The organism is Variovorax raffinosi, assembly GCF_051216615.1.
GTDB lineage: Bacteria > Pseudomonadota > Gammaproteobacteria > Burkholderiales > Burkholderiaceae_C > Variovorax.
Map to the genome: position 1 here is coordinate 984,375 of NZ_JBPJZR010000001.1, position 22,879 is coordinate 1,007,253.

The following is a 22,879-nucleotide window of genomic DNA, read 5'->3' on the forward strand; positions in this document are numbered from 1 at the left end:
GGCGTGTCAGTGCGTCAGTGCATCACTGGAACTGCGAGAGAAAACGCAGGTCGCCGTCGAAGAAGAGGCGCAGGTCGTTCACGCCATAGCGCAGCATCGTGAGCCGGTCAGGGCCCATGCCGAAGGCAAAGCCGATATAGCGCTCGGGGTCGAGGCCCATGTTGCGCACCACGTTCGGATGCACCTGGCCGGCACCGGACACTTCGAGCCAGCGGCCGGCCAACGGGCCGCTCGCGAACTGGATGTCGATCTCGGCGCTGGGCTCGGTGAACGGGAAGAAGCTCGGGCGAAAGCGCAGCACGAGGTCATCGCGCTCGAAGAATGTGCGGCAGAAGTCGGTGAAGACGACCTTCAGGTCCTTGAAGCTCACGTTCTCGCCGAGCCACAGGCCTTCGCACTGGTGGAACATGGGCGAGTGAGTGGCATCGCTGTCGACGCGGTAGGTGCGGCCGGGTGCGATCACGCGGATTTCAGGCGCCTTCACGGTGCCGGTGGTATCGGCTGCAGCAGCGGCAAACTCGGCCGCGTACTTCTTGATGTGCTGATGCGCGTAGCGCACCTGCATCGGGCTGGTGTGCGGACGCAGGTTGTAGGGAATGCCGTCGTCGCCATTGAGGTCGACGTAGAAGGTGTCCTGCATCGAACGCGCAGGATGGTTCGGCGGGTTGTTGAGCGAGGTGAAGCTGTGCCAGTCGCTCTCGATCTCGGGGCCATCGGCCACGTCGAAACCCATGCTCGAGAAAATCTCCTCGATGCGTTCCAGGGTGCGGCTCACGGGGTGCAGGCCACCGGAGACGTGACGGCGACCGGGCAGGCTCACGTCGAGGGCTTCGGCGCGCAGTTGCAGCGAAAGCTCTTCGTCGGCCAGTTGCTGGCGGCGCTCGGTGAGTGCGGCCTCGATGGCCTGCTTGGCCACGTTGATCGCGGCGCCGCGGGACTTCTTCTCTTCGACACTCAGCGCGGCCATGCCCTTCATCAGCTCCGTGATGCGGCCCGACTTGCCGAGGAACTGAGCCTTGGCGTTTTCAAGCTCGGCGGGCGTTTTCGCTTCGGCGAAGGCGGCGCGTGCGGTGTCGACAAGGGAGTCCAACTCGTTCATAGCAACAAAAATCTTCGAGGGGGAAATAAAAAAGAGCTGGAGCCTTTTCAAGCGCCAGCCCTTGAGCCGTGGGCGCAGGAAGCTGCCCGAAGGCAGCACCCCTGCTGTGCAGAATCAAGCAGCCAGCTTGGCCTTGACCTGCTCCACGATGCCGGCAAAAGCTGCCTTGTCGTGCACGGCGATGTCCGCAAGCATCTTGCGGTCGATCTCGATACCGGCCTTGCGGATACCGTTGGCGAACTGGCTGTAGGTCAGGCCCAGTTCACGCGAGGCGGCGTTGATACGCGCGATCCACAGCTGACGGAACACGCGCTTCTTGGTACGGCGGTCACGGTAGGCGTATTGGCCTGCCTTCATCACCGCCTGTTTGGCGACGCGGAAGACATTGCCGCGGCGACCGCGGAAACCCTTGGCGAGTGCGAGAACTTTCTTGTGGCGGGCGCGAGCCGTTACACCACGTTTGACGCGAGGCATGTGTGTACTCCTTGTTCGTCTGAGTTAAATGCCACGGCCGGGCAGCATGGCGGCGACAGAAACCATGTTGGTCTCATGCACTGCGACTGCACCACGCAGGTGACGCTTGTTCTTGGTGGTCTTCTTCGTCAAGATGTGACGCTTGAAGGCTTGACCGCGCTTGACGGTGCCACCGGGACGAACGCGGAAACGTTTTTTCGCGCTGCTCTTGGTCTTCATTTTGGGCATGTGAATGCTCCTATCGTTTGTGCTCGTGAGGCGCCGCGAATACTTCACGGACTTGTTGGCCCCGAGACACTTCTTTATCTCGCCCCTGCCTGCGCTTCTTTCAAAGCGCCGGCAACGGCGAAATCCCTTCAAAACCTCGTCTACTGCAAACGCCTCAGGCGGTTGCCGCGGGCGCCGTTGCCGGCGCAGCTTCTGCTGCCGGCTTGGGAGCACCGCCACCGACCTTCTTGCGGCCCGGCGCGATCATCATGATCATCTGCCGACCTTCCAGCTTCGGGAACTGCTCGACCATGATCAGGTCGCCCAGTTCGTCGCGGATGCGCTGCAAGAGTGCCAAGCCGAGTTCCTGGTGCGTGATCTCGCGGCCGCGAAAGCGCAGCGTGATCTTGCATTTGTCACCTTCTTCAAGAAAGCGCTTGATGTTGCGCATCTTGATGTTGTAGTCGCCATCGTCGGTACCGGGCCGGAACTTGATTTCCTTGACCTCGATGACCTTCTGCTTCGACTTCGCCTCGGCTGCCTTCTTCTGCTCGTGGTACTTGAACTTGCCGTACTCGATCAGGCGGCATACCGGCGGGTTGGCCGCCGCGACGACCTCCACCAGATCCACATCGGCCTCGCCAGCAAGGCGCAAGGCCTCCGAGAGACTCATAACACCCATTGGCTCGTTTTCCGGGCCTACAAGGCGGACTTCCGGGGCCATGATTTCCCGGTTCAGGCGGTGTTGGCGTTCCTCGCGGTGGCGGCGGTCGCGAAATGCAGTAGCGATGGTCAGAATCCTTCAAAATTTGCTACAAAATCTGTAGCGAACGCCGGTCAGTCCTCGCGGACAAGCGGCACGATTTGGCAGAGAAACATATGAGGTGTTTCAGAGACAAATCAACGCTTGTCAGCAACATCCTGGACGAGCCGTTGCACGAACGATTCGAGGGACATTGCACCGAGGTCTTGATTGCCCCGGGCGCGCACTGCGACGGCACCTGCTTCCTTCTCTTTGTCGCCTACGACAACGATGTAAGGGAGCTTTTGCAACGAATGCTTCCGTATTTTATACGTAATCTTTTCGTTGTGCAGGTCAAGCTGAACCCTAAGCCCTTGATTTTGCAGCGTTTTCGCAACTTGCGCAGCGTAATCGGCCTGTCCTTCGCTGATATTGAGCACCGCAACCTGCACCGGAGCGAGCCATGCGGGCATGGCGCCGGAGTGGTGTTCGATCAGCATGCCGATGAAGCGCTCCAGGCTGCCCACGATGGCGCGATGCAGCATGACGGGGTGGGCCCGGCCGCTTGATTCCGTCACATATTCGCCGCCCAGGCGCTCTGCCGTGTTGAAGTCGACCTGCATCGTGCCGCACTGCCACTGGCGTCCGATGGCGTCGCGCAGCGTGTATTCGATCTTGGGGCCATAGAAGGCGCCATCACCGGGCGAGATGATGAAGTCGACGCCCGAGCGGCGCAGCGACTCCATCACCGCGTGCTCGGCCTTGTCCCACAGCTCGTCGGAGCCGACGCGGTTTTCGGGCCGCGTGGCGACCTTGTAGAGGATGTCCGTGAAGCCGAAGTCGGCGTAGACCTTCTGCAACTGCTCCGTGTAGGCGATGCATTCGTCAAGAATCTGGTCTTCCGTGCAGAAGATGTGCCCATCGTCCTGCGTGAAGCCGCGCACGCGCATGATGCCGTGCAGCGCACCGCTGGGCTCGTTGCGATGGCACTGGCCGAACTCACCGTAGCGCAGCGGCAGGTCGCGGTAGCTGCGCAGGTCGCTCTTGAAGATCAGCACGTGGCCTGGGCAGTTCATCGGCTTGAGCGCGTACTCGCGCTTCTCCGACTCCGTCGTGAACATGTTGTCGCGGTAGTTCTGCCAGTGGCCCGTCTTCTCCCAGAGGCTCTTGTCGAGGATCTGCGGACCCTTCACTTCCCAGTAGCCCGTATCGCGGTAGATGCCGCGCATGTACTGCTCGACCTGCTGCCAGATCGCCCAGCCCTTGGGATGCCAGAACACCACGCCCGGCGCCACTTCGTCGATGTGGAACAGGTCGAGTTCCTTGCCCAGCTTGCGGTGGTCGCGCTTCTCGGCTTCCTCGATGCGCTGGATGTACTGGTCGAGCTGCTTCTTGTCGGCCCAGGCCGTACCGTAGATGCGCTGCAGTTGCTCGTTCTTGGCATCGCCACGCCAGTAGGCGCCGGCCAGCTTCGTGAGCTTGAAAACCTTCAGGAAGCGCGTGTTCGGCACGTGCGGGCCGCGGCACATGTCGACGTATTCCTGGTGGTAGTACAGGCCCATGGCCTGTTCGTCGGGCATGTCCTCAACAAGGCGCAGCTTGTAGTCTTCGCCGCGCGACTTGAACACCTCGATCACCTCGGCGCGCGGCGTCATCTTCTTGACGACGTCGTAGTCCTGCGCGATCAGCTCGCGCATGCGCGCTTCGATGGCGGCCATGTCCTCGGGCGTGAAGGGGCGCTCGTACGAGATGTCGTAGTAGAAGCCTTCATCGATCACCGGTCCGATCACCATCTTGGCCGTCGGGTAGAGCTGCTTCACCGCATGGCCGACCAAGTGGGCCGTCGAGTGGCGAATGATCTCCAGGCCCTCGTCGTCCTTGGGCGTGATGATCTGGAGCTTCGCGTCGTGGTCGATGACGTCGCTGGCATCGACGAGTCGGCCGTCGACCTTGCCAGCCACCGTCATCTTGGCGAGTCCGGGTCCGATGGACTGGGCAACCTGAGCCACCGAAACCGGGCCAGGGAACTCACGGCGGGAGTTGTCGGGGAGCGTGATCTGGATCATGTGAAAACCTCGGGAGAAAAACAAAAAAGCGCGGTGATCGACCGCGCTTTGCTTGGTTTGAAGCTGGAAGAAACCAGCGTGCGCGGGCTACCGGCCTTTTCCTTCGAAGAAGAAAAAGCCGCTGAATCCTTGCGGTGTAGTTCGCGGTGTCATAACCAAGGTGCCTTTCTCGCTCTTGTTGAGTGCAGAGGCCCAGATTCTAGCTTCTGCTTGCCCAGGCCGCAGCAGCAGCTTCCTTGAGCTCTGGCAACTCGGCACCAGCACTTGGGCCGCCGCGCGCAAGATGCGGCTCGAAACTTGGCAAACACACCAGCAAGTGCCCACAAAAAAGCCCGGCGCATGGCCGGGCTGAAGGTGACAGCGAAATATCTGTCGACTACCTATCGATCCGCACAGATCAGTGGAACTGTTCTTCCTCGGTCGAACCCGTCAGCGCCTTCACGCTGGACGAGCCGCCCTGGATCACGGTGGTCACGTCGTCGAAGTAACCCGCGCCCACTTCCTGCTGGTGCGACACGAAGGTGTAGCCCTTTTCGCGTGCGGCGAACTCGGGTTCCTGCACCATGTTCACGTAGTGCTTCATGCCTTCGCCGTTTGCATATGCATGGGCGAACTGGAAGGTGTTGAACCAGTTGATGTGGATGCCGGCCAGCGTGATGAACTGGTACTTGTAGCCCAGTGCCGACAGGTCTTCCTGGAACGAGGCGATCTGCTTGTCGTCGAGGTTCTTCTTCCAATTGAAGGAAGGCGAGCAGTTGTACGACAGCAGCTTGCCGGGGCAGGCAGCGTGCACGGCTTGCGCGAATTCGCGGGCGAAGCCGATGTCCGGCACGCCGGTTTCGCACCACACCAGGTCGGCGTAGGGGGCGTAGGCCACGCCGCGGCTGATGGCTTGCTCCAGCCCGTTCTTGACGCGGTAGAAGCCTTCTTGCGTGCGCTCGCCCGTCAGGAAAGGCTTGTCGTTGGCGTCGTGGTCGGAGGTGATCAGGTTGGCCGCTTCCGCATCGGTGCGGGCCAGCACGATGGTCGACACGCCCATCACGTCGGCAGCGAAACGCGCCGAGATCAGCTTCTCGCAGGCTTCCTGCGTAGGCACCAGCACCTTGCCCCCCATGTGGCCGCACTTCTTCACGGCAGCCAACTGGTCTTCGAAGTGCACGCCGGCAGCGCCCGAAGCGATCATGTTCTTCATCAGCTCGAAGGCGTTCAGCACGCCGCCGAAACCGGCTTCAGCGTCGGCCACGATCGGCAGGAAATAGTCGATGAACTCCTTGTCGCCCGGATTGACACCGCGGCCCCACTGGATTTCGTCGGCGCGCTTGAAGGTGTTGTTGATGCGGCGGACCATGGTGGGCACCGAGTCGTAGGCGTACAGCGACTGGTCGGGGTACATGGTTTCAGACGTGTTGCCGTCGGCGGCAACTTGCCAGCCCGACAGGTACACGGCTTCCAGGCCGGCCTTGGCTTGCTGCATGGCCTGACCGGCGGAGATGGCGCCGAACGCGTTCACGTAGCCCTTCTTGGCGCCGCCGTTGATCTTGCTCCAGAGCTTTTCGGCGCCGCGCTTGGCCAGCGTGTGCTCGATGGGGAACGAGCCGCGCAGGCGCACGACGTCGGCTGCGCTGTAGCCGCGCTTGACGCCCTTCCAGCGCGGATTGGTGGCCCAGTCTTTTTCGAGGGCGGCAATCTGTTGTTCGCGGCTCAGTTGTTCTGTGAGGGTCTGGGGCATGGTCTCTCCGTGAGGTTGATTGAAGGTTGGGCGCTGCGGCCGTGGAGTTACTGTAATTCGATCCTCGACTCTTATGTCTTATAGAAGACATATTTTTCGATCAACAAAATCAACAGGTTACGGAGATATTTCTCAATGTAAAATTATTTTTCTCATATCGAGAAAAAATATTGCGGCGCAGCAGCGATGGATTTCGCAATGCGCAATCAATCTTTCGGTGGTGAAAACGGCGCCTCGCGAGCAGCCGCATGTGCGATCCAGTCACCGCTCTCGATCACGCCGCTGCCCGCGATTCGCGTCGGGTGTATTTCGTAGACGAGGCAGTCGAGCCATTGCGCGCCGATCGCCACACGCACCTGGCGCTTGATGTATTCCCCCGAGTCGTCATCGGCCACTTCTTCGAGACGATCAAGTGCCGCCTCGACTTCAGGCTCGATGCGATAGATCTCGCCCATCACCCGCCCTGCCCCACCCAGCACGACGCCCGGATACGCACCAAGGTCGTACAGCGTGCCGGCGATGCGCCCCTCGCCGACGAACTCAGGCACCGGCCTGAAGCGGGCGATGTCGTTGCGCCCCCGCCGACGCAGCGTGCCGTAAACAAAAACGTGGGGCATCATCGATCCGCTCTGTGCAACAACAAAACTCCAGTCTATTGAACTCCGCTGCCCCCGCATCCGGTCGCCTCGTGGCCTATGGCTGCCTGGCCTTGAGCATGTCGCTCGTCGGCGGCTACGTCGCCCTCTCCAAGCCTCTCGTGGCTGCTTTTCCCGTACTGCTGCTTGCATGGCTGCGCTTCGGCATCGCGGCGCTGGCCATGCCGCACTGGCTGAAGCGCGCACCGAACGAGCCGCCGATGACGAGGCACACGCGCTGGCTGGTGTTCCTCGAATCCTTCCTGGGCAACTTCCTGTTCTCGATCTGCATGCTGTTCGGCGTGAGCATGACGAGCGCGGTCTCTGCGGGCGTGATCATGGCGTCGATTCCCGCGGCGGTGGCCGTGGCGAGCTGGCTCTTCCTGCGCGAGCGCATCACCGTGCGCATCGGCATGGCCATCGCGTGCGCCGCACTCGGCATCGGCCTGCTTGCGCTCTCCCCCACGCACGCGCCCGCATCGCCCGACGCGATGAAGTCGTCGATGCCCTGGCTCGGCAACCTGCTGGTGTTCTGCGCGGTGCTCTGCGAGACCGCCTATGCGGTGATCGGCAAGTCGCTCACGGGACGCCTCGGCCCCAAGCGCATCGCGTCGCTCATCAACCTCTGGGGCTTCGTGCTCTCCATGCCCTTCGGCATCTGGCTGGCCCTGCAGTTCGACTTCACGGCGGTGCGCCCGGGCACATGGGCCTTGCTCGTGGCCTACGCACTGGCCGCAAGCATCTGGACGGTGTGGCTCTGGATGACCGGACTGCGCCATGTACCGGCTGCACAAGCGGGTGTTTTCGCTGTGCTGCTGCCCATCAGCGCGGCCCTTGTCGGCGTGCTCGTGCTCGGTGAAAACCTCTCCTCGCCACAGCTGGTTGCGTTCGTCATCGCACTCGTGGGCGTGGTGCTTGCGACATGGCCCGGTCGCCGAACGTGAAAAACAAGGCTTCTCCCCTCTGAAAAAACAACAGCTCCCAATGAAAAAAGCGCTTTTTCCCTTGGAAACGCGTTTTTTCTCATTTAGCATCCGCATTGCCACTGGAGACGCAAGTTTTTCATTGGTGAGTGTTCAACCAAAAAAGGAAATCAACCATGGCAACTGCAAAGAAGGCTCCGGCCAAGAAAGCTCCGGCAAAGAAGGCTGCGGCTCCCGCAAAGAAGGCTGCTCCGGCAAAGAAGGCCGCCGCACCTGCGAAGAAGGCTGCGGCTCCTGCAAAGAAGGCTGCACCGGCGAAGAAGGCTGCTCCTGCAAAGAAGGCCGCTCCCGCAAAGAAGGCTGCTCCCGCCAAGAAGCGCACGCCCAACGCCGCGTTCATGAAGGCCCTGACCCCCAGCCCGGCACTGGCCGCTGTGGTCGGCTCGACGCCGCTGCCGCGTACCGCTGTCGTGAGCAAGCTGTGGGACTACATCAAGAAGAACAACCTTCAAGACAAGGCCAACAAGCGCAACATCAACGCCGACGCCAAGCTGAAGGAAATCTTCGGCAAGGCTCAGGTTTCGATGTTCGAACTGGCCGCGCTGATTGGCAAGCACGTCAAGTAAGCGCTCAGGGGCCTTGCGCTCCTGAATCAAAAAGCCGGCTTCATGCCGGCTTTTTTTTCGCCTGCAGAAGGGCTGCGCCCTCCACGAAGAAACGCGCCGGCGTGCGTCCGAAGTGCTTGCGGAAGGTTTCGATAAAGGCACTCACCGAGCTGTAGCCGACCGTCAACGCGACGGTCGTCACCGACTCGCCAAGGCTCAGCAACTCCACCGCCTTCAGCAAACGCGCCTGCTGGCGCCATTGCGCAAAGCTCAGCCCGGTCTCCGTTGCGAAGCGGCGGGTCAGCGTCCTGCGCGCCATGCCGATGCGATCGGCCCACTGGTCGATGGTGTCGGTCGAGGCCGGATCGTTCGCCAGCGCCGAAGCCATCGTGGCAAGCCGCTTGTCCTGCGGCATCGGCAGGTGCAGCGATGGCCTTTCGCTCGCGGCGAGTTCGTCGATCAGCACAGCGACAAGGCGGGCACGGCGCGCCGCGAACACAACCGATGACGCATCGAGCGATGTCATTCGGTCCACCAGCCCCTGCAGCAGCGGCGTGACCGCAAACACGTGCGGTCCGTCTGGCAAGGCCGCTGCCATGGCCGCATCGATGTGCAGGCTCCAGCCCGCGGTGGCACCGAAGCTCTGCGCCGCATGCGCGCAGCGCGGCGCGATCCAGCCGATCCAGCCCGGTGGCTGCACCCAACGCCCCGAAGGCGTCTCTATGACCTGCAGGCCCTCGCGCAAGGCGAACAACTGGCCGTCCTCATGGGCGTGGTAGCCGGTGACGCGCGGCGCCTCGTAGGCGTTGATCCAGAGCTTGACCGGGGTTTCAGCAGCCATGCGCCCTGCCTTGCGGCGATATGGCCCGCACGCGGTATCGATTGGCCCGGCCCCGCAAGACCCGGGCGCCCCTGCTGCCTAGCATCGACCTCATCTTCACAACGCCTTCAAAGGAACGCTCATGCAAGCTCAGGATGTATTGCCCGACGGACAGGACTTCGTCGTCAGGAATGGCCTCACGTTGCGCAAGGGGTCGGTCGGCGCCTTCCTCGTCAACGCGCAGTTGCTGCAAGACCCGAACGCCACGCCGGAAGCGCGACAGGCCGCAGAACAAGACCTGATCGCGCTGCTGCCCGCCCTCGAAGCACTGGGTCTGTTCGACGTGTTCGAGCTGCGCTCGCCGGCCTTGCGCGACGAGGTGGCCCGTCATCGCGCGGCGCTCAACCTTGCGCCTGCGACTGCTTCGCCGCACGCGTGATCGACGCCAGCGTGCCGCGCGTGGTGATCACCTCGGGGTCGAGCGGAATCTCGATCAGCGTGCCGGTGTCGGCCGCCAGCGCGCGCAGCAGCGCAGCCTCGAACTGCGACGTTTCGGTCACCCGCTCGGCCGCATAACCGTAAGCCCGCGCGAGCCCGCAGAAATCGGGGTTGCGCAGCGCGGTGCCGCTGGTGCGTTCGGGGTATTCGCGCTCCTGGTGCATGCGGATCGTGCCGAACATGCCGTTGTTCAGCAGCACGATGATGCTTTTGCCGCCGTGCTGCGAGGCTGTCGCCAGCTCCTGCCCCGTCATCAGGAAATCGCCGTCGCCCGCAATCGTGAAGGCCACGCGCCCGGTCGCCAGGTTGGCCGCGATGCCCGCGGGCACGCCATAGCCCATCGCGCCACTGGTCGGCGCCAGTTGCGTCTTGCAGCCCTTCGTCAGCCCGTGATAGCGGAAGTAGCGGTGCACCCAACTCGCGAAGTTACCGGCCCCATTGGTGATGGCCGCGTCCGGCGGCAGGTGCTTCTGCAGCAGCGCAACCACGGCCGCCATGTCGACCGCGCCACGCGGCGCTTCCACCGGCATGCCGGCCAGCGCCTGCGGCACGCAGTTGGCCTCGTAGTCCGCATGCGCCTGCTCGGTCCACTCTTCCCACGGCAACACGGGCGGCGCGCTCAGCACTTCAAGGCTGCGCGCGGCGGCACTCATGCCCGCGTTGATCGCCAGGTCGGCCTGATAGACGCGGTTCAGTTCCTCGGCGCTCGCATGGATGTGCACCAGTGTCTGCTTCGCCTTGGGCGCTTCGAGCAGCGTGTAGCCGCCGGTCGTCATCTCGCCCAGGCGCGGCCCGATGGCAAGGATCAGGTCGGCATCTTTCACGCGTTGCGCGAGCTTCGGATTGATCGCGATGCCGACATCGCCCGCATACAGCGGATGGTGGTTGTCGAAAGTATCTTGATAGCGGAAGGCGTTTGTCACCGGCAGGCGCCAGTTCTCTGCAAAGCGCTGCAGCGCCTGCGCGGCCTGCGTCGTCCAGCCGCCACCGCCGGCAATCACCAGCGGGCGCTGCGACTTCAGCAGCAGCTCGCGCAAGGTGCGCAGCGCGCCGGGGTCGCTCCACGGCTGCACCGGCTCGACACGCGGCAACGGCCGCGCCGTGGTCTCGGTGCGCAGCATGTCTTCAGGCAACACCAGCACCACAGGCCCCGGCCGCCCGTTCATCGCCGTGGCAAAGGCGCGCGCCACGTACTCCGGAATGCGGTTCGCATCGTCGATGCGCTCCACGCGCTTGGCGAATCCCTTCGTGCTCGGTCCGAAGAAGCTGCCATAGTCGACTTCCTGAAAAGCCTCGCGGTCGCGGAAGTCGCTGCCGACATCGCCCACGAACAGCACCATCGGCGTCGAATCCTGAAAAGCGTTGTGCACGCCAATCGACGCATTGGTCGCGCCCGGCCCGCGCGTCACGAAGCACACGCCCGGCCGTCCGGTGAGCTTGCCGTGCGCATCGGCCATGAAAGCCGCGCCGCCCTCCTGCCGGTTGACGATGAAGCGCGCGCGATCGCGGTAGGCATGAAAGCCGTCGAGCACCGCCAGAAAGCTTTCGCCCGGCACGCCAAACGCGATCTCCATGCCCTGCGCGACGAGGCACTCGACGATCAGGTGGCCTGCGGGTTGTGATGTACTCATGAGAAGTCGAACCTCAGCTGCAAATGTCTCCGGCAATTATGTGCGCCCGCCCTTCACGTCTTGCGTTAATTCCCCAATTGGTTAAATTCGCGCCATGAAGGCCTCCAAGGATTCCGCCACCGAAACGATCGAGCCGCGCTCGCGCGATGCCGATCGTTCGCAGCTCGCCATCCTCGCGTCGGCGCGCGACGAGTTCTCCGCGCGCGGGCTGGCCGGTGCGCGCATGGACAGCATCGCGGAGCGCGCGGGCCTGAACAAGCGCCTCATCTACTACTACTTCGGGAGCAAGGACGACCTGTTCCTCGCGGTGCTGGAGCGCACCTACGCCGACATCCGCGAAGCCGAGCAGCGGCTGCACCTCGATGAGATCGAACCAGTCGAAGCCATTCGCCAACTGGTCTCCTTCACCTGGCACTACTACCTGGAGCACCCCGAGTTCATTACGCTGCTCAACAGCGAGAACCTGCATTGCGCCGCGCACCTGAAGCGCTCCGACCGCATCCAGGAAATGAACTCGCCGCTGGTGCAACTGCTCGACACCGTGCTGGAGCGCGGCAAGAAGGACAACCTGTTCCGCGCAGGTGTCGACCCGGTGCAGCTGTACATCTCCATCGCGTCGCTCTGCTATTTCTACCTCTCGAACAACCACACGCTCTCGGCCATCTTCGGCCGCGACCTGCGTGCGCCCAAGGCGATGGCGCAACGCCTCTCGCACATGACCGACCTGGTCCTGGGCTACGTCCTTCACTGAGCCGGCAGGCTCATCCAGCACCTCGGGTATCTACTAGGCAGCGGCGGTTGACGCTGCGCGGCGGGCCTTTCTAAAATCGTTAATTCACTTATTGGTGAATTGATCGATCCAAGAAAGCGGCCCGACCGCGCGGAGACAACCTTGAAGCAACTTGCACGCACCACCGCCGTGACCGCACTCGCGGCGCTGACCAGCCTGGCCGCCCTGCTGCCGGGCGCCGCTTCCGCGCAGAACAACGGCTACCCCACCAAGCCGATCCGCGTGATCGTTCCCTTCGCGGCGGGCAGCACCACCGACATCATTGCCCGCGCCATTGCCGACAAGATGGGCACCAGCATGGGCCAGGTGCTGGTGATCGACAACCGCGGCGGCGCCAGCGGCACCATCGGCCAGCAGGCGGTGGCCACGGCCGCACCCGACGGCTACACGATCATGATTCACTCGTCTTCGCACACGGTGAGCCCCTCGACCTTCGCCAAGCTGCCCTTCGACACGGTGCACGACTTCGCGGGCATCACGCCGATTTCGTCGCTTCCCAACGCGCTGGTCATCTCGCCCTCGAAGAACATCAAGACGCTGCCGCAATTGCTGGCCGCGGCCCGCGCCAAGCCCGGCAGCATGAACTTCGCTTCGGCCGGCCAGGGCAGCGCCACGCACCTGAACGCAGAGAAGTTCAAGATGGCCGCGAAGATCGATGCGACCAACATCCCCTTCAAGGGATCGGGCGAGGCCGTGACCGAAGTGCTCTCAGGCCGCGTCGACTACTACTTCTCGCCCATCGCCCCGGTGATCGGCCAGATCAAGGAAGGCCAGTTGCTGGCGCTGGCCGTCGGCTCGCCCAAGCGCGCGGCCGCGCTGCCCGACGTGCCGACCACCACCGAGGCCGGCGTGCCCGGCTCCGAATTCAACTTCTGGATCGGGATGATGGCGCCCGCCAAGACGCCGCGCGACGTCGTCGATCGCCTGCACGCCGAGGTGACCAAGGCCCTGGCCACGCCCGAGGTGAAAGAGCGCTTTCTCAAGCTCGGCGCCGATGCCTGGACGCTCAAGCCCGCGCAGTTCGATGCCTACATCAAGGACGAGATCGCCAGCAACGCCGAACTCGTGAAGGCCGCCGGCCTTTCCGTTCAACAGTAAGCCAGCCCGCAAAGAAAGCCCCGGCCCCCGCCATGCTCCGCAAGCTCCTGCTCTCCCCGGCCCTGCGCCCTTTCATCCTGATCCTGTTGCTGCTGGTGCTGTGGGACCTGGCGATCCGCCTCTTCAAGATTCCGGCCTACCTCGTGCCGCCGCCGTGGGAGGTCGTGAAGCAACTGATGGCCGAATGGCCGCGCCTGCTCAGCGAAAGCTGGAAGACCACGCTGGCCACGCTCGGCGGCTTCGGCCTGACCATCCTGATCGGCATTCCGATGGCGATGGTGATTGCCTACTCGCGCGTGGTCGAGTCGTACGTGTACCCGCTGCTGGTGTTCTCGCAGAGCATTCCGAAGGTGGCGATTGCGCCACTGTTCGTGGTGTGGTTCGGCTTCGGCATCTTCCCGAAGGTGATCAGCGCCTTCCTGCTGGGCTTCTTCCCGGTGGTGGTGTCGACCGTGATGGGCTTCAAGTCGGTCGAGCCCGACATGCTCGATCTCTCGCGCTCGATGGGCGCGAGCCGCCTGCAGACCTTCTTCAAGATCAGCCTGCCGCAGGCGCTGCCGCAGATCTTCAGCGGCTTGAAGGTGTCCGTCACGCTGGCCGTGGTGGGCGCGGTGGTCGGTGAATTCGTCGGCTCCAACTCGGGCATCGGCTACGTGCTGCAAGTAGCCAACGGCAACTTCGACCTGCCCCTGATGTTCGCCGCGCTGGTCGTGCTGTCGAGCATCGGCGTCATTCTTTTCGTCGCGGTCGATCTCATCGAGCGCGTGATGATTCCGTGGCACGCCTCGCAGCGCCACGCCCACTGAGTTCCTTCGCCACACACCAACAAAGTCTGGAGACAAAACCATGAAGAAACTGCTTCCCTCGCTGCTCGCCGCCGCGGCGCTCGCCACCTTTGCCATCGCCCCTGCGCACGCACAGGGAGACAAGCCCAAGGACAAGGTCACGCTGATGCTCAACTGGTACCTGTACAGCGAGCACGCGCCCTTCTTCCTGGGCAAGGAAAAGGGCTTCTATGCCGACGAAGGCATCGACCTCGACATCCAGGAAGGCCGCGGCTCCGCCGTCACCGCGCAGGCGGTGGCGGCCAAGTCCGCCACCTTCGGCTACATCGACGTCACCACCATGATCAAGGCCGCCGCCAAGGGCGCGCCGCTGAAGTCGACCGGCGTGCTGTTCCAGGTGAGCCCGATGTCGGTCATGGGCTTCACCGAGAAGAACATCAAGACGCCGAAGGACATCATCGGCAAGACCGTGGCCGTGACGCCCGGCGACTCGATGTCGCAGATGTGGCCGCTGTTCCTGAAGGTCAACAACATCAAGCCCGACCAGGTGAAGATCGTCTCGGGCGACGGCCAGACCAAGCTCAATGCGGTCACCAACGGCCAGGCCGACCTGCTGCTGGGCTACGTGATGGACCAGGCCATCAAGCTGCAGGACGCCACCGGCAAGCCCGTGACGCCGATCCGCTTTGCCGACTCGGGCGTCAACCAGATCAGCTCCGGGATCATCACCAACAAGAATCTGCTGACCGAGAACCCCGACCTCGTGAAGCGCTTCATGCGCGCCTCGACCAAGGCGGCCGAAGCTGCAGAGAAGAGCCCGGAAGCAGCAGTGGACGCGATGCTCAAGGCCAACCCGAAGGCCGGCGTGCGCGACACGCTGATCGTCGGCATGAAGCAGAGCGTGGCGCTCTTTCACACGAAGGAAACGGCCAACCAGCGCCCCTACCGCGTGACGATGAAAAACGTCGGCGAATCGCTCGACCTGCTGGTGCAGTACGGCGGCATGGATGCATCCACGCGCGGCAAGCCCGAGGACTACGTGACGCTCGATTTTTTGCCGAACTGATCCCGCCTCGCTCCTTTTTGCGCGCTCGCTGCAGCTTCAACCTTCCACGTACCCATGTCCCAAGTTCCCCTGATCGAAGCGCGCGGCGTCTCGAAGATCTATCCCAGCAAGGACGGCCCCGTCGAGTCGCTCAAGCCGCTCGACTTTGCCATCGAGGAAGGCGAGTTCGTCTCGGTCGTCGGCCCCTCGGGTTGCGGCAAGAGCACGCTGCTCAAGATGGTGGCGGGCCTGCTGCCGATCAGCGGCGGTGAACTCACGCTGGCCGGCAAGCCGATCAAGGGCCCGCAGAAGGACGTGGGCATCGTGTTCCAGAGCGCGGTGCTGCTGCCCTGGCGCAGCGTGGAAGACAACATCCTGCTGCAGGCTGAGATGCGCCATCTGCCCATGGACGCCGCCAAGGCGCGCGCCCGCGAGTTGATGGAGATGGCCGGCCTCAAGGGCTTCGAGAGCAAGTACCCGTGGCAGTTGTCGGGCGGCATGCAGCAGCGCGCGTCCATCTGCCGCGCGCTGCTGCACGACCCGTCGGTGCTGCTGATGGACGAGCCCTTCGGCGCGCTCGACGCGATGACGCGCGAGAAGATGAACCTGGAGCTGCAGCGCATCTGGATGGCCTCGAAGAAGACCGTGATGCTGATCACCCACAGCATCCCCGAAGCCATCTTCCTGTCGGACCGCGTGATCGTGATGAGCGAGCGGCCCGGCTCGATTGCCGCCGTGTACGACATCGACCTGCCCCGCGCCCGCACGCTCGACATGATGGCCTCGGCCGAGTTCGGCGCGTACACGAAGCTGGTGCGCGCGCATTTCTTCTCCCAGGGCATCCTGGACCACTGAGCGGCATGATGGACGCGATCCGCTTTCACGTCGAAGAGATCCGCTTCGCCGAACGCAACGTGGCGCTGCGGCTGCCGTTCCGCTTCGGCGCGGCCACCGTCACCGCCTGCCCGCAGGTTTATGTGAAGGCCCGCATCCGCCTGCCGGACGGCCGCACGGCCGAAGGCTGCGCCGCCGAGATGATGGTGCCCAAGTGGTTCGACAAGAACCCCGCGCTGACCAACGAACAGAACTTCGAGCAACTGCGCTTTGCCCTGCGCGATGCGCGCGAGGCCTACACCGGCGAGGCCGATGCGCAGACCGCGTGGACGCACTTCGCATCGAACTACGCCTCGCTGCAGGCGCGTGCAAAAGCCAAGGGCTTGCAACCGCTGGTCGCAAGCTACGGCCCCGCGCTGATCGACCGTGCCCTGCTCGACGCGCTGTGCCTGCACAGCGGCACCAGCTTTACGACGGCGATGAGCGGCAACCTCTGCGGCATCGACATCGCCGGCAGCGGACTGGCCGATGACCTGGCCGGCTTCGACATGCCCGCCTTCCTTGCGCGACAGGCACCGCGCAATCGCATCGCCGCACGCCACACGGTCGGCCTGGCCGATGCCATCGACGATGCCGAGGCCCCGCCCGATGCACCCGCCGACGGCATGCCGACAACGCTTACCACCGCCGTGCGCCGCTACGGCCTCACGCACTTCAAGCTCAAACTGTGCGGTGACACGGCACAAGACATCGACCGGCTCGAACGCATCGCCCGCGTGATCGACGGCCATGCGCAACTGGTCACGCTCGATGGCAACGAACAGTACGCCGACGCGGACGCCTTTGCGGTCTTTCTCGACCGCATGCTGTCGACGCCCGTGTTGTGGAAGCTCGCGCAGAAGACGGTTTTCGTCGAACAGCCGATCCGCCGCGACGCAGCACTGCAGCGCGACGTATCGGCACTGGGCAAGCGCATTCCGCTGCTGATCGACGAATCCGACGCCACGCTCGACGCCTTCGTGCAGGCCCGCGCGCTGGGCTACACGGGCGTATCGAGCAAGAGCTGCAAGGGCTTCTACAAGTCGATCGTCAACGCCGCGCGCTGCGCGCACTGGAATGCGGCCTCCGACAAGCCCCGCTACTTTCTCTCGGGCGAAGACCTGACCATGCAGGCAGGCATCGGCGTGCAGCAAGACCTTGCGCTGGTCGCCTGGCTTGGCCTCTCGCATGTCGAGCGCAACGGCCATCACTACGTCAACGGCCTCGCTGCCGCGCCCGAGGCCGAGCAGCAGGCCTTGCTGAAGCTGCACCCGGGCCTCTATGAACCGAGCGACGGCGCCGTGCGCCTCGCCATCCGCGATGGACAGCTCGACCTGTCCTCGCTCGCCACCGCGCCCGGCTTTGCCACCGGCCAATCCGGCGCCGGCATCTCGTGGGACGCCATGCGTTCCCTTTACTGAAGCACCCTTCTCTCTCTGTCAGTCTCTCTCGCATCTCAAGGAAGAAAAACGATGGCCACCCAACGTCTAGGAATCATCATGCACGGCGTCACCGGCCGCATGGGCATGAACCAGCATCTGATCCGCTCCATCTGCGCCATCCGAGCACAGGGCGGCGTCACACTGTCGAACGGCGACAAGGTCATGCCCGACCCCATCCTCATCGGCCGCAACGCCGAGAAGATGGAAGCGCTCGCCAAGGCCCACAACATCGCACGCTGGGGCACCGACCTCGACAAGGCGCTGGAGAACAAGGACGACACCATCTTCTTCGACGCCGGCACCACGCAGATGCGCCCCACGCTGCTGGCCAAGGCCATCCGCGCCGGCAAGCACGTGTACTGCGAAAAGCCGATCGCCACCAACCTGAACGAAGCCGTCGAGATCGCACGCCTGGCCGAAGGCTCGGGCCTGAAGCATGGCGCGGTGCAAGACAAGCTCTTTTTGCCCGGCCTGCGCAAGCTCGACATGCTGCGCCGCGCCGGCTTCTTCGGCCGCATGCTCAGCGTGCGCCTGGAGTTCGGCTACTGGGTGTTCGAAGGCGACCTGCAGCCCATCCAGCGTCCGAGCTGGAACTACCGCAAGGAAGACGGCGGCGGCATGATCCTGGACATGATGTGCCACTGGCGCTACGTGCTGGACAACCTGTTCGGCGAGGTGAAGTCGGTGTCGTGCATCGGCGCCACGCACATCCCCAAGCGCTGGGACGAAGCCGGCAAACCGTATGAAGCCACCGCCGACGACGCAGCCTACGCCACCTGCGAGCTGACCGGCCACAACGGCGAGCCCGTCATCGCGCAGATCAACATGAGCTGGGTCACGCGCGTGCGCCGCGACGACCTCGTGACCTTCCACGTCGACGGCACCGACGGCTCCGCGGTGGCGGGCCTGTCGAGCTGCCGCGCTCAGTCGCGCGTGGCCACGCCGCGCCCGGTGTGGAACCCCGACGAAAAGCAGATGATGAATTTCTTCGACCAGTGGCAGGAAATTCCGGACTCGCAGGTCTACGACAACGGCTTCAAGATCCAGTGGGAGCACTTCATTCGCCACGTGGTCGAGAACGAGCCTTACAAGTGGACGCTGCCCGAAGGCGCCAAGGGCGTGCAGCTGGTCGAAGCCGCGCTCGAATCGTGGAAAGACCGCCGCTGGGTCGATGTGCCCGCGCTGAAGGTCTGAAGAAGAACAAGCCATGGCACTTTCGCTGACCCTTCCCACCGCGAGCGGATCGCTCGCGCCCTACGCGCTGCGCGGCACCGCGCCGGCCAAGCCCGATGCGGGCGTGAAGTTCAACCGCATCGTCTACTCGGCCGCGCACGTCGTGGCCGACCCGCTCGCGGCCATCGACCCGTGGCTGCAATGCGCGGTCGACTGGGACACCACCATCGCCTACCGCCGCCACCTGTTCTCGCTGGGCCTGGGCGTGGCCGAGGCCATGGACACCGCACAGCGCGGCATGGGCCTGGACTGGCCGACTTCGCTCGAACTGATCCGCCGCTCGCTCGACGCGGCGAAGGACGTGCCCGGCGCGCTGGTGGCTTCGGGCTGCGGCACCGACCACCTGAACATCGACGACGTGAAGAGCGTCGACGATGTGATCCGCGGCTACGAAGAACAGATGGCCGCCATCGAAGCGCTAGGCGGCAAGCTGATCGTGATGGCCAGCCGCGCCCTGGCCCGCGTGGCGAAAAGCCCCGCCGACTACGAGCGCGTGTACGACCGCATCCTGAGCCAGGCGAAGCAGCCGGTGGTGCTGCACTGGCTGGGCGACATGTTCGACCCCGCACTGGCAGGCTACTGGGGCACGAAGGATGTCGATGCGGCCATGGACACGGCGCTGGGCATCATCGCCGCGCACCCCGACAAGGTCGACGGCATCAAGATCTCCCTGCTCGACAAGGGCAAGGAGATCGCGATGCGCCGGCGGCTGCCAAGCGGCGTTCGCATGTACACCGGCGACGACTTCAACTACGCCGAGCTGATTGCGGGCGACGGCTTCGGCAGCGAACCAATGCACGGCAAGAGCGATGCGCTGCTGGGCATCTTCGACGCCATCGCACCGGCAGCGAGTGCCGCGTTGGGCGCACTGGCCCAGGGCAACACCGAGAAGTTCCACGCGATCCTCGGCCCCACGGTGCCGCTGTCGCGCCACATCTTCGCGGCGCCCACGCGCTTCTACAAGACGGGCGTGGTGTTCATGGCGTGGCTCAACGGCCATCAGAAGCACTTCACGATGGTCGGCGGCCAGCAGAGCACGCGCTCGCTGCCGCACTTCGCCGAACTGTTCCGGCTGGCCGATGCGGCCAACCTGCTGGAGCAGCCGGAGCTGGCGGTGCAGCGCATGAAGACGCTGCTCGCGCTGCACGGCGTGGAAGGTTGAGCGAGCCCATGCGCGACTTCTCGCAGAACCACGACTGGCTGTCGATCAACACCGCCACGGTGCGCAAGCAACAGGGCGCCGAGGTGCCGCTGGACCGCATCATCGACCAGTGCGCCGAACGCGGCATCCGCGCGATCAGCCCCTGGCGCGACCAGGTGGCGGCCGTCGGGCTCGACAAGGTAGCGAAGCAGCTGAAGGCGCACAACATCGGCCTCTCGGGCTACTGCCGTGGCGGCTTCTTCCCCGCTGCCGATGCAGCAGGCCTGAAGGCCGCGCTGGACGACAACCGCCGTGCCATCGACGAAGCGAAGACGCTCGACGCGCCCTGCCTCGTGCTGGTGGTCGGAGCCCTGCCCGGCGCGCTCGACGGCAAGGCAGCCTACAAGGACATTGCCCGCGCGCGCGGCGAGGTGCGCGATGGCATTGCCGCGTCACTCGAATACGCACGCGAAGTCGGCATGCCGCTCGCCATCGAACCGTTGCACCCGATGCAGGCGGCCGACCGTGCGTGCATCAACACGCTGGAACACGCGCTCGATATCTGCGACGAACTCGACGCGGGCAAGAGCGGCATGCTGGGCGTGGCGCTCGACATCTATCACGTCTGGTGGGACCCGAAGTTGCAGCAGCAGATCGCCCGCGCGGGCCGCGAGCGTTTGCTGGCGTATCACGTCTGCGACTGGCTCACGCCTACGCGCGACCTGCTTTCCGATCGCGGGATGATGGGGGACGGCGTGGTCGAGCTGAGGAAGATCCGCGGCTGGGTTGAAGAGGCGGGCTTTGCGGGGTTCAGCGAGGTCGAGATCTTCTCGAATCTCGACTGGTGGCAACGGCCGGGTAGCGAAACGCTCGACGTGTGTATCGAGCGGCACAAGCAAGCCGTCTAGGTTTCGTTGCCGTTGCATGTGCTCGCGGTGCTTTTGTTCAGGGCGAGTGCGAATGACACCAGGCGCTCCCCTCCGCGAATGTCCCCCGCTTCGCTCCTCCTTTATTTCGCTGCGGGGAGCACCTGGTGCCATTCGCACGTGGACACGCGGCTGGTGTACCGCTGATCAACCACTGCTCTGTCCAACGCTCGCGCCGATACGGGGCTCTTTTTCGCGAAATAAAGGAGGAGCGAAGCGGGGGACATTCGCGAAAAAGAGCACCGTGTCGGCGTGAGCGTCGCCCTGAACAGCAGCAGCGAAAAAACAAGCACAACGCGATGAAAAAAGCGCCCTAGTTCGCCCCAGTCGCCAAAGCCTGCAGCCGCGCATAGTCGCCCGGCCGCGCACCCAATTGCTCCGGCGTCGAACGCTTGACGATCCGCTCCAGGAAGAGCTGCCGGTTGACCGGCGAAACCGTCATGCCCTTGCTGCGCAGGAACTGCTCGTCTTCCAGCTCGCCCGCGATCACGCCGACGTTGGTCCACTTCGCGGTTTCCACCAGCGTCTTCTCCACCATCGCCTGCTGCGGCGGCGTCAGCTTGGCCCACGCCGCCTTGCCGATCACGATGCCCAGCGTGTCGTACACGTGGGCCGTCAGTTGCACGTACTTCTGCACTTCGTACAGCTTCTTCGCCTTGACCGTGCCCAACGGGTTTTCTTGCGCCTCGACCTCGCCCTTCTTCAGCGCGTTGTAGAGATTCATGAAAGGCAGCGTCACCGGCTTGGCATCGAGCGCAGTGGCGAACAACTGGTAGGCCGATGCATCGGGCACATACAGGCGCAGGTCGCGAAAGTCTTCAGGTCGCAGCAGTGGCTTGGTCGACGTGACCTGCCGGGCGCCGTAGTACACAGAAGCCACCATCCGGTTCCCGCTCTTCGCGTTGTAGCCCTTCATCAAGTCCGCCAGCAGCGGACTCGCGAGGTACTTGCGCATGTGGTCGAGGTCCTTGAAGGCGAAGGGATAGCTTCCCAGGCTCAACGGCGGATAGCCCTCGGCCAGCGTGGCTTGGCCGACGTAGGCGATCTGCATCGAGTCGTTCGCCAGCATCAGCGGATAGTCGGCCTCCTGCCCCAGCTTGGAAGACGCCACCACCTCGATCTTGATCTTGCCGTCGGACTGCTCCGCGATCTTGCGGGCCGCCAGCTCCGCCTGCTGATGGAAGATGCTGGTCGGCTCGTACACATGGCCCCACTTCAACTGCAGCACCTGCGCCTGCGCGGCCATTGCGCTGCCCGCCGCCAGCAGCAACAGGATTGCGGCTCGGCGCCACGGCAAGATGTTTTTCATGGACTCTCCCTCGGGTTGAGAACAGCCCTGCCCCTTGCAAGATCGGCGCCATCGCCCGGGGCGGACACCGGGCGACAACCCCGGCGAGCGAATCGTAAGGATATGCAACAGGGGCTGGAAGCGGGTTTGCCCGACCCGGGTTTGCGCTGCCTGACGCCTTCCGGCTCGGGCTGCTTGCGGGCGCGATGCCGGTAGATGGCGCGAACCGCGATCACCGGCGCCACTCGCTACGATGGCGAGCCCAACCATGACAACCGCCCTTCGCGCCATTCGCGCCGACATCACGACACTGCAGGTCGATGCCATCGTCAACGCAGCCAACTCCTCATTGCTTGGCGGCGGTGGCGTGGACGGCGCGATCCATCGCGCGGCAGGCCCCGACCTCGTGCATGAATGCCGCCTGCTCGGCGGCTGCAAGACCGGCAATGCCAAGCTGACCAAAGGCTATCGACTGCCGGCCAGATACATCATTCACACGGTGGGCCCGGTGTGGCGTGGCGGGACGGCAGGAGAGCCCGAGCTGCTCGCGTCGTGCTATCAGCGCTCGATGGCGCTTGCGCTCGAACACGGCGTCGGCAGCATTGCATTTCCGAGCATCAGCACAGGCATCTACGGCTATCCCGTCGAGCTGGCGGCCGGGCTTGCCGTGCGCACTGTGCGCGCCGCGGTCCAGGGAACGACATCGATCCGGGAGGTCGTCTTCTGCTGCTTCTCGCCGGGCGACCTCGCGGTCTACGAAGCGGCACTTCGCGGCGAAACCGGTCAGCAGTGAGCACATGCGCGAGGCAGGGCTGGCAAACGTCAGGCG

23 protein-coding genes are annotated in these 22,879 nt (G+C 64.1%); 13 read left to right on the top strand and 10 right to left on the bottom strand.

Annotation, left to right across the window (positions count from 1 at the left end):
- Positions 1 to 22: 22 nt before the first annotated feature.
- From pheS to ACSFB7_RS04685, 7 genes are all read right to left on the bottom strand, one after another.
- Positions 23 to 1,099, bottom strand: coding sequence for a phenylalanine--tRNA ligase subunit alpha (pheS, locus tag ACSFB7_RS04655; protein WP_435467503.1), 1,077 nt, complete (start codon positions 1,097 to 1,099; stop codon positions 23 to 25).
- A 114-nt stretch (positions 1,100 to 1,213) separates the two neighbouring features.
- A complete protein-coding gene (gene rplT / locus ACSFB7_RS04660; protein ID WP_007832499.1) occupies positions 1,214 to 1,573 on the bottom strand; it encodes a 50S ribosomal protein L20 in 360 nt (119 codons plus the stop codon).
- 24 nt (positions 1,574 to 1,597) lie between these two features.
- A complete protein-coding gene (gene rpmI, locus ACSFB7_RS04665) occupies positions 1,598 to 1,801 on the bottom strand; it encodes a 50S ribosomal protein L35 (RefSeq protein ID WP_007832497.1) in 204 nt (67 codons plus the stop codon).
- A 154-nt stretch (positions 1,802 to 1,955) separates the two neighbouring features.
- Complete coding sequence (gene infC, locus ACSFB7_RS04670) at positions 1,956 to 2,579, bottom strand: translation initiation factor IF-3 (protein ID WP_187114405.1); 624 nt, start codon at positions 2,577 to 2,579, stop codon at positions 1,956 to 1,958.
- Positions 2,580 to 2,680: 101 nt separating this feature from the next.
- Positions 2,681 to 4,588, bottom strand: coding sequence for a threonine--tRNA ligase (gene thrS / locus ACSFB7_RS04675; protein WP_435467505.1), 1,908 nt, complete (start codon positions 4,586 to 4,588; stop codon positions 2,681 to 2,683).
- Positions 4,589 to 4,985: 397 nt separating this feature from the next.
- Entirely contained in the window at positions 4,986 to 6,317 is a 1,332-nt protein-coding gene (gene aceA / locus ACSFB7_RS04680; protein ID WP_435467507.1) for an isocitrate lyase, read from the bottom strand.
- Between the two features lie 206 nt (positions 6,318 to 6,523).
- Positions 6,524 to 6,937, bottom strand: coding sequence for a gamma-glutamylcyclotransferase family protein (locus tag ACSFB7_RS04685; RefSeq protein ID WP_435467509.1), 414 nt, complete (start codon positions 6,935 to 6,937; stop codon positions 6,524 to 6,526).
- A 35-nt stretch (positions 6,938 to 6,972) separates the two neighbouring features.
- Here ACSFB7_RS04685 and ACSFB7_RS04690 point away from each other — a divergent pair, with 35 nt between their 5' ends.
- Positions 6,973 to 7,896 carry a DMT family transporter gene (locus ACSFB7_RS04690; protein WP_435467511.1) on the top strand — a complete coding sequence of 308 codons (924 nt, stop codon included), beginning with the start codon at positions 6,973 to 6,975 and terminating at the stop codon, positions 7,894 to 7,896.
- Positions 7,897 to 8,051: 155 nt separating this feature from the next.
- Positions 8,052 to 8,501, top strand: a complete 450-nt coding sequence (locus tag ACSFB7_RS04695) for an SWIB/MDM2 domain-containing protein (protein WP_124459573.1) — start codon at positions 8,052 to 8,054, stop codon at positions 8,499 to 8,501.
- Between the two features lie 40 nt (positions 8,502 to 8,541).
- Here ACSFB7_RS04695 and ACSFB7_RS04700 read toward each other — a convergent pair whose 3' ends face one another.
- A complete protein-coding gene (locus tag ACSFB7_RS04700; RefSeq protein WP_435467513.1) occupies positions 8,542 to 9,321 on the bottom strand; it encodes an AraC family transcriptional regulator in 780 nt (259 codons plus the stop codon).
- Positions 9,322 to 9,442: 121 nt separating this feature from the next.
- Between ACSFB7_RS04700 and ACSFB7_RS04705 the strand changes: the two genes are divergently transcribed.
- Complete coding sequence (locus ACSFB7_RS04705; protein ID WP_435467515.1) at positions 9,443 to 9,739, top strand: hypothetical protein; 297 nt, start codon at positions 9,443 to 9,445, stop codon at positions 9,737 to 9,739.
- Here ACSFB7_RS04705 and ACSFB7_RS04710 read toward each other — a convergent pair.
- Positions 9,702 to 11,429: a thiamine pyrophosphate-binding protein gene (locus ACSFB7_RS04710; RefSeq protein WP_435467517.1), complete on the bottom strand. Its 1,728-nt coding sequence runs from the start codon at positions 11,427 to 11,429 to the stop codon at positions 9,702 to 9,704. The genes ACSFB7_RS04705 and ACSFB7_RS04710 overlap by 38 nt on opposite strands.
- 94 nt (positions 11,430 to 11,523) lie before the next feature.
- Between ACSFB7_RS04710 and ACSFB7_RS04715 the strand changes: the two genes are divergently transcribed.
- The 9 genes from ACSFB7_RS04715 to ACSFB7_RS04755 all read left to right on the top strand — a co-directional run bounded on the left by ACSFB7_RS04715 (position 11,524) and on the right by ACSFB7_RS04755 (position 20,744).
- Positions 11,524 to 12,180, top strand: a complete 657-nt coding sequence (locus ACSFB7_RS04715) for a TetR/AcrR family transcriptional regulator (RefSeq protein ID WP_435467519.1) — start codon at positions 11,524 to 11,526, stop codon at positions 12,178 to 12,180.
- A 141-nt stretch (positions 12,181 to 12,321) separates the two neighbouring features.
- On the top strand, positions 12,322 to 13,317 hold the full coding sequence (locus ACSFB7_RS04720) for a tripartite tricarboxylate transporter substrate binding protein (RefSeq protein ID WP_435467521.1): 996 nt from the start codon (positions 12,322 to 12,324) through the stop codon (positions 13,315 to 13,317).
- 32 nt (positions 13,318 to 13,349) lie between these two features.
- Positions 13,350 to 14,123 (top strand): ABC transporter permease, encoded by a 774-nt coding sequence (locus ACSFB7_RS04725; RefSeq protein ID WP_435467523.1) that lies wholly within the window; start codon positions 13,350 to 13,352, stop codon positions 14,121 to 14,123.
- A 40-nt stretch (positions 14,124 to 14,163) separates the two neighbouring features.
- Positions 14,164 to 15,168, top strand: a complete 1,005-nt coding sequence (locus ACSFB7_RS04730) for an ABC transporter substrate-binding protein (protein WP_435467525.1) — start codon at positions 14,164 to 14,166, stop codon at positions 15,166 to 15,168.
- 54 nt (positions 15,169 to 15,222) lie between these two features.
- Positions 15,223 to 16,002 carry an ABC transporter ATP-binding protein gene (locus ACSFB7_RS04735; RefSeq protein WP_435467527.1) on the top strand — a complete coding sequence of 260 codons (780 nt, stop codon included), beginning with the start codon at positions 15,223 to 15,225 and terminating at the stop codon, positions 16,000 to 16,002.
- Between the two features lie 5 nt (positions 16,003 to 16,007).
- Positions 16,008 to 17,441, top strand: coding sequence for an enolase C-terminal domain-like protein (locus ACSFB7_RS04740; protein WP_435467529.1), 1,434 nt, complete (start codon positions 16,008 to 16,010; stop codon positions 17,439 to 17,441).
- Positions 17,442 to 17,492: 51 nt separating this feature from the next.
- Positions 17,493 to 18,656, top strand: coding sequence for a Gfo/Idh/MocA family protein (locus ACSFB7_RS04745; protein WP_206174280.1), 1,164 nt, complete (start codon positions 17,493 to 17,495; stop codon positions 18,654 to 18,656).
- A gap of 13 nt (positions 18,657 to 18,669) precedes the next feature.
- A complete protein-coding gene (locus tag ACSFB7_RS04750) occupies positions 18,670 to 19,857 on the top strand; it encodes a dihydrodipicolinate synthase family protein (RefSeq protein WP_435467532.1) in 1,188 nt (395 codons plus the stop codon).
- An 8-nt stretch (positions 19,858 to 19,865) separates the two neighbouring features.
- The gene (locus tag ACSFB7_RS04755) at positions 19,866 to 20,744 is read left to right on the top strand and encodes a sugar phosphate isomerase/epimerase family protein (RefSeq protein ID WP_435467534.1); all 879 of its coding nucleotides are present in this window, start codon (positions 19,866 to 19,868) and stop codon (positions 20,742 to 20,744) included.
- Positions 20,745 to 21,075: 331 nt separating this feature from the next.
- Here the strand turns inward: ACSFB7_RS04755 and ACSFB7_RS04760 are convergent, their stop codons facing one another.
- The gene (locus ACSFB7_RS04760; RefSeq protein WP_435467535.1) at positions 21,076 to 22,071 is read right to left on the bottom strand and encodes a sialic acid TRAP transporter substrate-binding protein SiaP; all 996 of its coding nucleotides are present in this window, start codon (positions 22,069 to 22,071) and stop codon (positions 21,076 to 21,078) included.
- Between the two features lie 247 nt (positions 22,072 to 22,318).
- Here ACSFB7_RS04760 and ACSFB7_RS04765 point away from each other — a divergent pair, with 247 nt between their 5' ends.
- The gene (locus tag ACSFB7_RS04765) at positions 22,319 to 22,843 is read left to right on the top strand and encodes an O-acetyl-ADP-ribose deacetylase (RefSeq protein WP_435467537.1); all 525 of its coding nucleotides are present in this window, start codon (positions 22,319 to 22,321) and stop codon (positions 22,841 to 22,843) included.
- Positions 22,844 to 22,879 lie beyond the last annotated feature (36 nt).

Bases quoted from the DNA above. Each gene is read 5' to 3' on its own strand.
- ACSFB7_RS04730 (WP_435467525.1), top strand. From the start codon at position 14,164: ATGAAGAAACTGCTTCCCTCGCTGCTCGCCGCCGCGGCGCTCGCCACC.
- ACSFB7_RS04700 (WP_435467513.1), bottom strand. From the start codon at position 9,321: ATGGCTGCTGAAACCCCGGTCAAGCTCTGGATCAACGCCTACGAGGCG.
- ACSFB7_RS04695 (WP_124459573.1), top strand. From the start codon at position 8,052: ATGGCAACTGCAAAGAAGGCTCCGGCCAAGAAAGCTCCGGCAAAGAAG.
- ACSFB7_RS04740 (WP_435467529.1), top strand. From the start codon at position 16,008: ATGATGGACGCGATCCGCTTTCACGTCGAAGAGATCCGCTTCGCCGAA.
- aceA (WP_435467507.1), bottom strand. From the start codon at position 6,317: ATGCCCCAGACCCTCACAGAACAACTGAGCCGCGAACAACAGATTGCC.
- rpmI (WP_007832497.1), bottom strand. From the start codon at position 1,801: ATGCCCAAAATGAAGACCAAGAGCAGCGCGAAAAAACGTTTCCGCGTT.
- ACSFB7_RS04755 (WP_435467534.1), top strand. From the start codon at position 19,866: ATGCGCGACTTCTCGCAGAACCACGACTGGCTGTCGATCAACACCGCC.
- ACSFB7_RS04725 (WP_435467523.1), top strand. From the start codon at position 13,350: ATGCTCCGCAAGCTCCTGCTCTCCCCGGCCCTGCGCCCTTTCATCCTG.
- thrS (WP_435467505.1), bottom strand. From the start codon at position 4,588: ATGATCCAGATCACGCTCCCCGACAACTCCCGCCGTGAGTTCCCTGGC.
- ACSFB7_RS04745 (WP_206174280.1), top strand. From the start codon at position 17,493: ATGGCCACCCAACGTCTAGGAATCATCATGCACGGCGTCACCGGCCGC.
- ACSFB7_RS04750 (WP_435467532.1), top strand. From the start codon at position 18,670: ATGGCACTTTCGCTGACCCTTCCCACCGCGAGCGGATCGCTCGCGCCC.
- ACSFB7_RS04735 (WP_435467527.1), top strand. From the start codon at position 15,223: ATGTCCCAAGTTCCCCTGATCGAAGCGCGCGGCGTCTCGAAGATCTAT.
- ACSFB7_RS04715 (WP_435467519.1), top strand. From the start codon at position 11,524: ATGAAGGCCTCCAAGGATTCCGCCACCGAAACGATCGAGCCGCGCTCG.
- ACSFB7_RS04760 (WP_435467535.1), bottom strand. From the start codon at position 22,071: ATGAAAAACATCTTGCCGTGGCGCCGAGCCGCAATCCTGTTGCTGCTG.
- rplT (WP_007832499.1), bottom strand. From the start codon at position 1,573: ATGCCTCGCGTCAAACGTGGTGTAACGGCTCGCGCCCGCCACAAGAAA.
- ACSFB7_RS04685 (WP_435467509.1), bottom strand. From the start codon at position 6,937: ATGATGCCCCACGTTTTTGTTTACGGCACGCTGCGTCGGCGGGGGCGC.
- ACSFB7_RS04710 (WP_435467517.1), bottom strand. From the start codon at position 11,429: ATGAGTACATCACAACCCGCAGGCCACCTGATCGTCGAGTGCCTCGTC.
- ACSFB7_RS04765 (WP_435467537.1), top strand. From the start codon at position 22,319: ATGACAACCGCCCTTCGCGCCATTCGCGCCGACATCACGACACTGCAG.
- ACSFB7_RS04705 (WP_435467515.1), top strand. From the start codon at position 9,443: ATGCAAGCTCAGGATGTATTGCCCGACGGACAGGACTTCGTCGTCAGG.
- pheS (WP_435467503.1), bottom strand. From the start codon at position 1,099: ATGAACGAGTTGGACTCCCTTGTCGACACCGCACGCGCCGCCTTCGCC.